The organism is Methyloceanibacter sp., assembly GCF_058506495.1.
Genome location: NZ_JBZMXT010000066.1, coordinates 1 through 11,645 on the forward strand (window position 1 = coordinate 1; position 11,645 = coordinate 11,645).

Here is an 11,645-nt window from a genome sequence, read left to right on the forward strand (position 1 = left end):
GTGGGTTCGAATCCCACCCCCTCCGCCAACATACTCGTTGTCCTAGGCTCGAGAATGTGAGGCCAACGCTTTGTATGAAATCAGGAGTTGGCAAACCTAGCTGGCGCGACAGCGAGGCCCTGGCTGCCGCGTGAGCGCCTGCGCGATGCCTTCTATTCCGTCCTGGCTGACTGGGAGAACTTGCGTTAAAGGCCAAGTTCAGAAAGGCCCGGGTGATCGTCGGGACGCCGTCCGAGCGGCCAATGAAACAGGCGCTGTTCCTGCGTAATCGGAAGGTCGTTGATGCTCGCATAGCGCCGCGCCATCAACCCGTCCGTGGCGAAAACCCAATTCTCGTTGCCGTAGGAGCGGAACCACTGGCCATTGTGATCGTGACATTCATAAGCGTACCGAACGGCGATCCGGTCCCCCCGGAAGGCGAACAACTCCTTTATGAGTCTGTACTCCAACTCTCGAGACCATTTTGCCCTTAGAAACGCGACAATCTCGTTCCGGCCCGTGACGAATTGGTCTCGGTTCCGCCACACGCTGTCTTCCGTGTAGGCAAGCGAAACGCTGGCTGGATCGCGGCTATTCCATCCATCTTCGGCTGCTCGGACCTTTTGTAGAGCGGTCTCTTCCGTAAAGGGTGGCACTGGGGGTCGCATAAGCGTTGTCTCCGCGCATGAGCAGGTTGATCCTGTCGATATCGCCTGTAAGTGGCGACGGCGACGCGACGATGGGGTGATTGAGTTCGAGACCGAGGTAGCGCGTGGTCAGATTCATGAAACGCTCCAGTTCGTTCGACCCCTGAAACATAGGTTCGCGAGCGTTGATGATCCACTTTTCGCGATTGACTATTGGCGAAAATAGCCAGACGACCTGACGCCAGTTACATGACGAGGTCAGGTCGTCTGCTCGTAGCCCGTATCAGATATGCGCTGGATTAAGCTGCTAGGTCCATCGCCGCTTCCTCGACCCACGACAGGCCTGGCTGGTAACGAGCGTCCACGCGACCATCCTTTAGCGCGAAGAGGTGAAGCCACCCATTGTCGAAAAGCGCTCGGACGTCGGGGTGCCGTTTAAGAACATCGAGGATCGCTTCACGCGGCGCCTCGATCATCACTGAAAGGCGGAGCGGCTCGTGCGCCAAGGTCTCGCCGTCGTGAACGGCTTGCCAAGGGAGTCCCGGGCGGAGCCGACCACTGTTGCCCTCGATCACACCAACGCCACCCACAACGTTGTGTATCAGCTTGTTGCCGCCACCGAACACATCGGGAGCAACCGATGATCCATAGTATTGCAGGCTGATCCAGCTAGCGACAACGACGGGCGCGGTGATGATGAGCTCAAGCGTGCCAAATTCCTCATCAGCCTGCCAATCGTAGCTATGCAGGAATGCGCGACCGTCGAGATCTTTGCCTGCCGTCGCGTTGCGGGGCGCTGCGACGAATGCCGCGCATCCGGCAAGCCCCCACTCAGGCCGCACCTCTGCCCAGTTGAATGCCCGCGCCGCAATGGTCTCTTCTGATGCGCCCGGTAGCTTTGACGCGCGCTCCGATCGTGCGATGCGCCCCGCCTGTTCCAGCCAACCACGCACCTGAGTGAGATCTTTCAACCGACGTGTAGGCAAACCGTGGTCATAGAGTGTGATCTCATCGGTTGTCGTGTCGTGAAGACCGGCGACGAACAACGTATCTTCAGGAATAATGATCTGGTGTTGAGCAAGACCTGAGCGAGTTTCCGGATCGTTCAGAAGGGTCGCAAGAAGACGCGCGGACACCTCTCCCGTATGCCCTCCGCAGGCACCACAGTGATAAGCGCTCTTGTGAGGGTTGTTTGTAACGTGCGCGCCATGACCGAGCAGCAGAACGATCTTACCGTGGCATTCGGTTAGGCTCATTGCCCTCAAGACGGCAGCGGCTGCGTCGACCTTGTCTTTAGGCGATAGCCCGCCCGCGACATGCGGCGAAGGATCGGCATCCGATGACTTACCTTGCCAGCCGAAGGCGTCACGCAAGAGTTTTGCAGCGTAGAGCGGACCGGCCGCTTCGACAAATGCGAAGGATGACACGGCTGCTTGGCGGAAACGCCCCCACGCCCGGCTTGCGCGCGCAGTAATCCGCAAATCTCGCTCGGTCGCAGCGTCGCCGTGACACGTTGTTTCCAACTGGGGCTTGAGCAGGACGGGCAAGTGCGCCTCGACCACGTCCGAGCCTTGGGCCGTGTGGGCTATGGGCAGACCAAAGAAGCCGGCGAAGCCAATCGTCTCGATTGCCGGGTCAACGCTTTCCAGCGCACGTCGAAAGACCTCCGACCGCACGTCAATGCAAAACGCCGCTTGAAGAAACGGCCGGTCCTCTGAGGAGGCCGCTCCGTCCAGGGCTACCGCGAGATCTCTCTGATGCGCGCGGTCGGCTGCGTCCTGAAGTATCGCGAAAGCCACTTGGTCCTGCGTCGGTGCAACCGGCTCTGCATGAGCGGCAACAGTCTTGGACCATTTCTCGGCAATTTCAGGTACATGAGCGAGAAGCGCCTCCTCCCAAATCAGTCGGATAGCCAAAAGGTCGGGAAGCGTCCGATCGGTTTCACCGGCAAGCTCTGCCTGCCAAAGAAGCCAGCGGGCATGTTGCGACCAACCGCCAAGATCAATGAACAGGCGGTGGAACGCTGTCTCCGATGCTTCTTTGCTGATGCCAAGCGCGTCCACGGCGCGCAGTATTGCCCTTTCGGCAGTGTCCGGCGCATTTGCCACGTGTTCGCTGAAGCTCTGGAGGCCAGCAATTTCCGGCGTAAGGTCGTTCGTCGCCCAGGCTCGCCATGCAGCAAAAGCACCTGAGCCGGAATTCGGAGACCAAAGCGCCTGCCCGCGATCGAAGTGACCAGCGGCCCAGAGCCCAATGGTCTTTTCGATCAACGAGGTCCAGTCGGTCCCTGTGGCTTCGGCTGCGAGGTCCGCTACCGTGGGAAGCATGTCAGCTTTGGCACCAGCTTTCGATGCCGACGCTGCAGCCTTGAGCGCCGCCACATCTGCAGGCTTCAACGGAGAATCCGATGCCGAGAGTGCCTCGGACAAGTCATCGTCGTTGATGCGGCCCTCGGAGATCGCGGCAGCGTAGTCTGCGCCGGACCGAGTCAGCCTAACACCGGCAACACGTGCAAGCCTCGCGGAGGCCGTGGAAAGGTCCTCGCCTGTCTGTCCGAAAAAAGGGTTCACGGCAACGGTTGCGTCTAGCGGAAAAGCCGGAGGGATAGCCCGCGCCGCCGCCTCCGCCGCAATCAGCATCTCGGACATCAGGGTCGGCACGATCTGGGAATGCTTCATGAACATGTCAGTCTCCCTTCATTCAATTGACTTTGACCGTGCGGAACCCGCCTATCCAGCGATCCAACAAGGCATTGAGATAGAAGCCATTGGCGAGGTGCACCCGAAGACCCGCGGTCGAAGGATGCTGCGCCCACAGCGGGAATAGCGCCTGCGCAAAGGCCACGAGGCCGAACGACAACACGGCAAGGCTAAGCAGTACCCATTCCAAGGGCCCCGGAACTGGAGCGACCGGCAATGCGGGCCCCCATACTGTCTGTGCCACGAGCTGGAATGTGAAATACGCGAACGCGGCTGCGATTGAGGCAAGCGCCGTGCGCGTCGTGAGTTCCGCCGGCGCTTTGTCAGCCATCCCCTGCGCCAGCAGATAGGCCACACCAAAAATCAGGATTGCTCCGAGGGCCAACGCTTGGGGTGACTTCGGCCCCAGGATCGCTGTGAACAGCACTGCGATGAGGGTGTAGAGGACGATGGCGATTCCAAAAGACTTGAGCACAGCGGCGACGTCAGGGACCGCGATCGGGCCCGGGCGCCGGAGGCTCGCAACTGTCTCCACCGCCCCACCCGAGGACAGGAAGGCGTGAGCTTTGTAGAGCGAGTGGGCCACGATGTGGAGAACCGCCAGTGCCCAAAGCCCCAGTCCACATTGCAAGAGCATGAAGCCCATTTGCGACACGGTCGACCAAGCCAATGAGGTTTTGACGGCGCTTTGCGTCAGCATCACCGCGGCGCCGAACAGTGCGGTAAATCCTCCGAGGATCACAAGCGCCGCCATGGCGCCAGGACTTAGCTGAACCAAGCCAGCGACGGTGATCAGCAGTATGCCGCCCGAGTTAATAATGCCGGCATGGAGGAGCGCCGAGACTGGCGTTGGCGCTTCCATCACCTCAGTGAGCCATCCGTGCACCGGGAACGCCGCCGTCTTGAGCACTGCGGCGATAACGACAAGCGCCACGGCTATACTCATCCAAAGCGTCAAGCCAGAGGCCTCTGCTGCCGGAACGATCTCGGCTAAATCTGCTGTCCCGAAAGACACAAACAGGATAGCGGCAGCAGCAATCAGTGCGGCGTCGCCTGCGTGCCAGACGAGCGTGAATTTAGTCGCCGCGCGCCGAGCCTCTTGTCTCGCCGGGTAGAAGAGGAGGAGCTGCCTCAAACCCAGCCCTACGGCCACAGCCGAGAGGACGAGAACAGCGAGGCTCCCCGATTGTACGAAAACGAGGACGGCAGCGAGCGTAGCGAGCATCAGACCGTGAAATGCACCCTCGCGCTCTTCGCCGTCCAGATAGGTTCGACTGTAGCGCAAAACGATCCAGCCGATGAACGAAACTAGGAGCACCATTGTCACGCTGATGACGTCGGCGCGGAGGGCCAAAAGCATCGGTCCTTCGAGAACGAGGAGCTTGGAAGGCCCGAATACGAGGAGCTGCAGAAGTCCGCCGGCAGCCAGGGCAAGCCCCGCGAGCGCCGCATACTCGGACCATCGCGGCAAGGCGGTTGGGCGCCTGCCCGGCTGCCAGAGTGCGAGAGCCGCAACAATGAGCAGTACCAGCGGCGCGATGAATGACGTCGAGACAGCGGACAGCATGATTGTTCTCCGTTTGACTGTTTCGTCGTCACTTAGGGGCTGCCTGCTATAAATAAAAATTCATATTTTGGCGGAAAATGTTCTATAAAACAGAATAATGTCCGCGCTGAACCTCCACCATTTGCGTCTTTTCCGTGCTGTGGCGCGAGAAGGCACGCTCACGGGCGCAGCGCGCGCGTTGAACATCTCGCAGTCGGCCGTCTCCACACAGATAAAGGCACTCGAGGCGTCGCTGGGCCACGATCTATTCGAGCGAAGCGGCAGAAACCTGGTTCTGTCTGAGGCAGGGCGAATAGCCCTCGATCATGCGGACGAGATCTTCCAAGCCGCGGACGATCTAACAGCCACCCTCCGGTCTGTTGGTGGGAAACGAAAGGGCTTAAGGATCGGTGCGCTTGCGACCCTCTCTCGCAACTTTCAGATCGGTTTTCTAAGACCAATCGTTGGCAGAGATGACGTCGAGATTGTGCTTCGATCAGGAACGCAGGAAAGCCTTCTGCATGGTCTTGACGCGCTTTCGCTGGATGTCGTGCTGACGAATCTTGTTCCTGCCCGCGATGCGTCGAGCCCCTATCTCATCCAGCGCCTTGCCGAACAACCGGTTAGCCTCGTGGGGACGCCTGCGCGTGCCGCCACCGAGAACGCTCAGATCCAAGATCTCCTGTCGACACAGCAACTGATCCTACCGACGCCCGAGTCGTCTATACGCGCGGGATTTGACGCGATGGTCGAACGCCTCGGGATCGTGCCGCGTATCGCGGCGGAAGCTGATGACATGGCCATGATGCGGCTGCTAGCCCGTGCCGATGCTGGGATAGCGATCATTCCGCCCATTGTTGTGCAGGACGAGTTGGCATCCGGTAGTCTCGTGGAGCTTGCGCGGCTGAATGAACTTACCGAAGTCTTTTGTGCCGTGACCGTACAGCGGCGATTCCCGAATAATCTGCTCGCCGAAGTGCTTGTATCCCGAGAGGATTACGCTTGGCCGTTTCCGCCGATATCAGCGGATGGCGCGCCAAACGCCCCTCAGGCTCAGGGCCAGGCGCAGGACGACTAGGGCGTTTCGATTTTCATCCGGATGAGTGATCCAAAGCTCTCCGGTTTGCGTTAGTTCGCAGCTTGTTAAGGATCCCCTCGGCCCCCCACGTAGTGACCTTAGCAAGTTAAGCGACTAAGCCCCGATGCCCCCGCGCCGTGGCTTTTCTCTTACCAAAAACGCCTGCCCTCTCACGGAACAGTTCGATGACGTCGCCCGGGTCCTCAGCGAATGTTGGGCGGACGATACTCTGGGATGCCGGGTTCGTTGGCGCGATACTCTTCGATTTGCTTCTTGGCCTCTTCGAGCTCTTCGACGGACATCTGAGCTGCGATGTTTTCTTGGTTCTCGAGAGCAAGGTCTCGATTGCCAAGCTCCGCGGCTTGATACCCGTCCGCCGCAAGCCCGAACCACTTGTAGGCGGCGACCCGATCCTTCGGCACGCCGCGGCCGTGCTTGTAAAGAACGCCTAGATTATTCTGCGCGAACGGGTAACCAAGCTCAGCAGACTGACCATACCATTTTGCCGCCTCGCTGTAGTCCTGCGGAACACCTTTCCCGCGTTCGTGCATATACCCAATGTAGAATTGTGCGGATCGATCACCGTCCGTGGCGAATGGGGTCAGTGCCTTCATTGCGTCCGCATAGTCACCCCGGTAGTAGTTCGCCATCGCTCGCTCGAGCGACTGAGCGAATGCGCTGGTCTGCATCGCCGCAAGTGAACTGCCAAGAATAGCGGCAGTAACGAAAATTGATTTCAACATAGCCCGCTCCAGTATTGACGTGACTAAAGAATACGCACAAACCTTTGGCTTGGATCAAGCTCCCACCCGACTTGGCTCTCGGCGGGCGGGACCACTTGCATGCAACTGTCATCTTCATGAACGACTATAGGCGGTGCTGGTTGTCACGAGGCGGACAGCTCGAGGGACACTTATGGAAAAAGATAAGAAAAGGAGCGACTTAAAGCTGGAGGCGTTCCTTGCCCGTGAGAGCGCGCGGCGCAAGCGCGCCGCCGCTTTGAACGAATCGTCCAAAGACGCTGATGAGGATCTCGATCGCTTGGTTGAAGCGGAGCGGATCCGGCGGATTACCGAGGAAGACGAAGAACAGAAGAAACTTTGAACACAGAGCGCGAACTGCACGTTCGCTCAGCCGCACTGCCTATACTGCCACCCCCAATGCAAATTCGCGCCGAAGCCTGCTCAGATGAGCGCGCAATTGACCGTCTATTGGACAGCGCCTTCGCGCGCCGGTCGCACACCGACCATGCCGAAGCGGCAATTGTGCGTGCCTTGCGGGCAGATGGCGATCTGACATTGTCCCTCGTTGCAGAGAGTGGCGGCGACGTGGTCGCTCATGTGGCCTTTTCACCGGTGCTCATCGATGACGCTGAGGGTCCCTGGTTTGGACTTGGCCCCCTCGCCGTCCAGCCGCAACTCCAGCGTCAGGGGATCGGCACAACGCTCGCGCGCCAGGGGCTAACCAAACTGCGTCTGAGCGGCGCTGCCGGATGTGTGGTGCTTGGCGATCCGAACTTTTATGGCCGACTCGGCTTCGTTTGCGACGAGCGCCTCCACTATAAGGACCTGCCCACGCGGTTCATCCAACGGATCGTTTTCCATAGCGCCGTGCCATCTGGCGAAATCGTGTACGCCCGCGCCTTCGATTTGGCCGAGTAGCCACTCGGGCAGCTTCGGGCGAGCTGGGTCCTCAATTCTCTGCAGCAGCCTCTGCTTCCTCCAACTCGGGATCTAAGCCGATCGGCAGCGGGTTCGCACTGTTCTGGTTGAGGTAGGCAATCAAGTCGGCACGCTCCGTATTATCCGTTACGCCCGAGACGTTCATGCGGGTACCCGGGACCGTCCCGGCGGGATCCGATAAGTACTCATCAAGGCGATCGAGTTCCCACTTGCCGCCGAACTCCTGCAGCGCCTCGCTATAGCGGAAACCATCAACACTAGCGACAGGGCGGTTGATGACGCCCCACAGATTGGGGCCGACCTTCGCCCGTCCCCCCTCCTCCAAAGTGTGACACCCGCCGCAACGAACAAACACCTGCTCCCCCTTAGCGGGGTTCGCTTTGGACATGCGATCGTCCAACGTTTGCGCTCGCGCCACCGGAGAGCTCAACACACCGGCGAGCAGTCCACTGATGGTCAGCGCAATGGCTAAAGCAACCGACGTTCGACAACTAGGCCACATTGACCGACACTCGATGAACTGCATTCTGGAACGCGCCAGATGGTGGCAACAACGGCTTAAGCCTCTTCTAGTGCGCCCGCAGTTCAACGCTAGTCGTCGTATGAGAGGATGACAAACCGACAGCACAGACTGGACCGGCGCAGGCCGCGGGAATATTGCTGGCGACGAAAGCATGCTTCAGGGGATGGGCAGCAAAATTCGAACTGTGTACTCTCGGCAGTCGCCCCGACGTCTAGGCGCGATCGCGCCAATGGCGCGCTGGCCGACCGGTGCGCCTAGGACCGCCGACGAGCCACGAGACGTGCTTGTTCTCAGACTCATCCCGGTCATTGCTGTCTCGAGTCTCATCACCGTTTAGTCGCCGCGACTCTTGGGCAATTGTCAGCTTCGGCTCACCCTCTTGCGACGCAGATTGTGACAGATCCGGCTCGACATTCGGCAGAACGGGTGCCGAAGTCTCGGTGTGTGTTTGTTCTATGGGCTCAGGCGCCGGCGCATCCGGTCCATTGGCGAAAGCCGGATCCGCCCATTCCTGGTCCGTCACGTGACGAACCCACTCGTCCTCGTCTTGAGAGACCGTCTGTGGTCCAGCCATTTGGTCGGACGCAACATCAATCTCGGCTCCGGTGCTGAACGGTATCCGATCATCTTCAATCACGGAGGCGACGGCGTTATCTTCCCCAGCGTCTTCCTCTCTGGCGACATCAACGTCGGGCTCCGGGGCTATGACGGGTGCGGTCTCGATGTGCAGAACCTCTTGGCCGACAGTCCATACAGCCGGGCGCTCCAAATCGGGCGGGAGCACCGTCACAAGATTGCCCTGGGCCTCACCAATTTGATCCGCCGTCAAATCAATAACGTCGGCGAGGCTTGCGTCGCTCAGATTGGCCGCTTTCAAAACAGCGCCCGAGAGGCTCGCACCGTCTAGCTGCGCGCCAGCGAGATCCGCACCAGTCAGGTCAACGCTCTCAAGGCGTGCCCCGCGAAGATCGGCATTCTTGAGGTCTGAACCTCGCATATCTGCGCCCGTCAACGTGGCAAAATAGAGTGTCGCCTCCGCCAGCAACGCTCTGGAAAGATTGATAGGCCCCCCGTTGATTGGCCCCAACTGACGATCTCCGATGCTTAGCGCAACACCTGCGAGATCGGGAACAATTGACGGGTTCTCATCCCGCCACGCGTTCCAAACGCGCGGCCCTCGTCGCAGAATCTCGATGTGCTCTGGAATTGTCATTTCACTATGCTGAGTACTACGGAAACGGCAATCCGCTCAACGCGATATTTTGTGCGGTGCGACTAAAAAATGCGCAGCAGCCGCTCATGGCAAAACAAAGCGCCACCAAACAATCGCGCGGACCGGACGCTCCTTATCCCTCACAAAGAAAAGACCGCCGCCCGGGACATGGGCGGCGGTAGTTTGGCGAAAGGGGATAATTCGGTCTCTGGATTTTTGGACCTACCAGTCGATTTGGGCGCGCATGCCAAAGCCCTTAATAGTGGCTCCGTTATTGTCACCGCCGGAGATTTCGGACTGATTGTAGTTGAGTTTCAGTGCAGTGTAGTCATTGATCCACCAGTTCAGGCCAATGAGCCATGTGTCCTGGTCGCCACACTCATCGCATGTCACGGCATTTCGTGCCGTGGATCTATTCACCTGAGCAGCGCCATCAGCCAAGTTGATGACGTCGTAGCGCCCGGCAATTTCCCAAGCGCCCCAACCACCGTTCCTGGGGTCGAATGGGTTGTTCACCTTCTGCCGACCGAAGCCGCCAGTTTCAGCCTTATAGTTCCGCATATCGTCCGTGAGGAAGATGCTACCGCTGACGTACCAGCCATCATAAGTGGGGCTTACATTGGCGATGGTGCTCGGCAGATTTGACTCGAGCTGCGCGTACTCACCCTGCACCGAGAAGCGGTTATAGACGATCGCCCCCTCGAGATTGAACATGTCGTCGTTTTCGCCAAACCTCGGTGTGGCGACGAAGCGATCGGCTAGGTGTAGATCCGCGCCTCGGGCACGATACCGGATAAGATCCGCAGCCCCCGAGTCCCGAGACGTGCCGGCATTGCGATGCCGATAACTGGCTCCAAGATGGACAACCGTCGAGTCGGTATTGATAGGAGCGACAGTACCGCGAACTGTACCGGCCGTTGCGTCGTCAAAAAAGCCTTCCTGGTCAGAGGCCGTTGCGCCGTAGTAGCCCGTCTGGAACGACCAGTGTTCGTCGCCAATCCAAAGGCCAGCGCCAAGACGACGATCGAGCACGAACGCTTCGATAAACGCCGCACGCTCTAGGAACGTGATGAATCTCGAGCTCGTCATCTCCTCGAGAGAGTTAGCGGCAAAGTGGTTACCGAGGATGATTTCAGACTTCTTCCATGGCCCCCAATTAGCGTAGGCAAGGTAGGCATCCTTAATCGCTGCCTCGTCGCCGGCAAAGTCGACCTCGAATTTATACTTCCAGTCATAGAAGAGGTGACCTTCAACGCCGATACGGCCCCGACGGAGCTCAACAGCATTGATATCGTCTTCACCGGTGATGGCTCTATCTTGATCGATTGCGCCGTAGTCTAGATTGATACGGCCCCGAACCTTGAATTTGAACTTCCCGTCGCCGCTAGATATTTGCGGCGCGCCCTTCCACTTAACTTTCATATCGAGATCGCTTCCGCCGGCATCTGCGGACGCCTTCGCCGACGCGGCCGTGGCATTCGCTGAGTTCGCCTTTGCGTTTGCGGAGGCCGCCCTAGCGTTCGCTTTGTCAATCTCTCTCTGAAGCTGATTCATCTGTCGCTGCATCGCCTGCAATTGGGCTTGGAGCTCTGCAGTCGTTTGCGCATTTGCGGATGCGCTACAAAAGGCAACGGTCCCAACAGCCGCAGTACTTGCGAGTAAGCAAATCCTAACCTTCCTAAGTCCCCCGATCATAACCCCTCTCCTCGCTGATCTAGCTGAGTTGTACGTCTGCTTCGATCACCAGGTTGAGTGAGTCTTTGTTGCCACTTGGACCCGGCGACTGAACGGGCTCGCTCCCTGCGAACCATGGCTACTTTTGTATTTCCAGTGGCATGACGGGTGTATGACACTACGGACACAGAGCGGATTTCGAGAATGCCTGTTGCAGATCAGACACAGCAGAAGGGCAGCTACGAGCGCTAGCTGAGCGGCGCCTCTTTGGGCTTTAAGCGGAAGTCCACAGGGGTCGCTTGAAGAACGGTGGAGGCGCATGGCGCGGCTTGGCACCAACGGCACAGTCGGCCCGCACGACTTACGCACCAAATGGCCTTCGTGAGTGATGCAGTCACCCTGAAGGGAGGTTTACTCTGATGCTTGGTAGTTGCTGCTGCGGGGCTGCGGTGTATTGAGGCTGTTGTGGCCGTCCGTAGCTCAGCGGATGCGATGTGCTGAGCGCCTTGGGATCGTCGGCTATCAAATGGGCGAGAATTTTGCCCTAGCAGGAAGATTGCACCGCAAAGGGTACAATCTTCCTTTGAGAGCTCAATCAGGTGAG

General features: G+C 58.9%; 10 protein-coding genes. 3 read left to right on the plus strand and 7 right to left on the minus strand.

Going from position 1 to position 11,645, the window contains the following annotated elements; all coding sequences use genetic code 11:
• Positions 1-185: 185 nt before the first annotated feature.
• The 3 genes from AC33YF_RS10640 to AC33YF_RS10650 all read right to left on the minus strand — a co-directional run bounded on the left by AC33YF_RS10640 (position 186) and on the right by AC33YF_RS10650 (position 4,892).
• Positions 186-647 carry a nuclear transport factor 2 family protein gene (locus AC33YF_RS10640; protein ID WP_491777185.1) on the minus strand — a complete coding sequence of 154 codons (462 nt, stop codon included), beginning with the start codon at positions 645-647 and terminating at the stop codon, positions 186-188.
• Positions 648-925: 278 nt separating this feature from the next.
• Positions 926-3,304, minus strand: coding sequence for a YbcC family protein (locus AC33YF_RS10645; protein WP_491777186.1), 2,379 nt, complete (start codon positions 3,302-3,304; stop codon positions 926-928).
• Positions 3,305-3,326: 22 nt separating this feature from the next.
• Positions 3,327-4,892 carry a proton-conducting transporter transmembrane domain-containing protein gene (locus AC33YF_RS10650; protein WP_491777187.1) on the minus strand — a complete coding sequence of 522 codons (1,566 nt, stop codon included), beginning with the start codon at positions 4,890-4,892 and terminating at the stop codon, positions 3,327-3,329.
• Positions 4,893-4,989: 97 nt separating this feature from the next.
• On the opposite strand from AC33YF_RS10650, the gene AC33YF_RS10655 reads away from it, so the two are divergent.
• The gene (locus tag AC33YF_RS10655; protein WP_491777188.1) at positions 4,990-5,949 is read left to right on the plus strand and encodes a LysR family transcriptional regulator; all 960 of its coding nucleotides are present in this window, start codon (positions 4,990-4,992) and stop codon (positions 5,947-5,949) included.
• Positions 5,950-6,152: 203 nt separating this feature from the next.
• Here AC33YF_RS10655 and AC33YF_RS10660 read toward each other — a convergent pair whose 3' ends face one another.
• Positions 6,153-6,692: a tetratricopeptide repeat protein gene (locus AC33YF_RS10660; RefSeq protein WP_491777189.1), complete on the minus strand. Its 540-nt coding sequence runs from the start codon at positions 6,690-6,692 to the stop codon at positions 6,153-6,155.
• A gap of 172 nt (positions 6,693-6,864) precedes the next feature.
• Here AC33YF_RS10660 and AC33YF_RS10665 point away from each other — a divergent pair, with 172 nt between their 5' ends.
• Both AC33YF_RS10665 and AC33YF_RS10670 read left to right on the plus strand, forming a co-directional pair.
• Positions 6,865-7,053, plus strand: coding sequence for a hypothetical protein (locus AC33YF_RS10665; protein WP_491777190.1), 189 nt, complete (start codon positions 6,865-6,867; stop codon positions 7,051-7,053).
• Between the two features lie 56 nt (positions 7,054-7,109).
• Positions 7,110-7,610: a GNAT family N-acetyltransferase gene (locus AC33YF_RS10670; protein WP_491777191.1), complete on the plus strand. Its 501-nt coding sequence runs from the start codon at positions 7,110-7,112 to the stop codon at positions 7,608-7,610.
• Between the two features lie 31 nt (positions 7,611-7,641).
• Here AC33YF_RS10670 and AC33YF_RS10675 read toward each other — a convergent pair whose 3' ends face one another.
• The 3 genes from AC33YF_RS10675 to AC33YF_RS10685 form a co-directional block, all read right to left on the minus strand.
• The gene (locus tag AC33YF_RS10675; protein ID WP_491777192.1) at positions 7,642-8,019 is read right to left on the minus strand and encodes a c-type cytochrome; all 378 of its coding nucleotides are present in this window, start codon (positions 8,017-8,019) and stop codon (positions 7,642-7,644) included.
• 346 nt (positions 8,020-8,365) lie between these two features.
• On the minus strand, positions 8,366-9,367 hold the full coding sequence (locus AC33YF_RS10680; protein WP_491777193.1) for a pentapeptide repeat-containing protein: 1,002 nt from the start codon (positions 9,365-9,367) through the stop codon (positions 8,366-8,368).
• Between the two features lie 222 nt (positions 9,368-9,589).
• A complete protein-coding gene (locus AC33YF_RS10685) occupies positions 9,590-10,921 on the minus strand; it encodes an OprO/OprP family phosphate-selective porin (RefSeq protein ID WP_491777194.1) in 1,332 nt (443 codons plus the stop codon).
• Between the last annotated feature and the right edge of the window lie 724 nt (positions 10,922-11,645).

Excerpts from the sequence above, each read along its gene's own strand:
- AC33YF_RS10660 (WP_491777189.1), bottom strand. The coding sequence starts at position 6,692 with ATGTTGAAATCAATTTTCGTTACTGCCGCTATTCTTGGCAGTTCACTT.
- AC33YF_RS10670 (WP_491777191.1), top strand. The coding sequence starts at position 7,110 with ATGCAAATTCGCGCCGAAGCCTGCTCAGATGAGCGCGCAATTGACCGT.
- AC33YF_RS10685 (WP_491777194.1), bottom strand. The coding sequence starts at position 10,921 with ATGAATCAGCTTCAGAGAGAGATTGACAAAGCGAACGCTAGGGCGGCC.
- AC33YF_RS10675 (WP_491777192.1), bottom strand. The coding sequence starts at position 8,019 with ATGTCCAAAGCGAACCCCGCTAAGGGGGAGCAGGTGTTTGTTCGTTGC.
- AC33YF_RS10680 (WP_491777193.1), bottom strand. The coding sequence starts at position 9,367 with ATGACAATTCCAGAGCACATCGAGATTCTGCGACGAGGGCCGCGCGTT.
- AC33YF_RS10665 (WP_491777190.1), top strand. The coding sequence starts at position 6,865 with ATGGAAAAAGATAAGAAAAGGAGCGACTTAAAGCTGGAGGCGTTCCTT.
- AC33YF_RS10640 (WP_491777185.1), bottom strand. The coding sequence starts at position 647 with ATGCGACCCCCAGTGCCACCCTTTACGGAAGAGACCGCTCTACAAAAG.
- AC33YF_RS10655 (WP_491777188.1), top strand. The coding sequence starts at position 4,990 with ATGTCCGCGCTGAACCTCCACCATTTGCGTCTTTTCCGTGCTGTGGCG.
- AC33YF_RS10650 (WP_491777187.1), bottom strand. The coding sequence starts at position 4,892 with ATGCTGTCCGCTGTCTCGACGTCATTCATCGCGCCGCTGGTACTGCTC.
- AC33YF_RS10645 (WP_491777186.1), bottom strand. The coding sequence starts at position 3,304 with ATGAAGCATTCCCAGATCGTGCCGACCCTGATGTCCGAGATGCTGATT.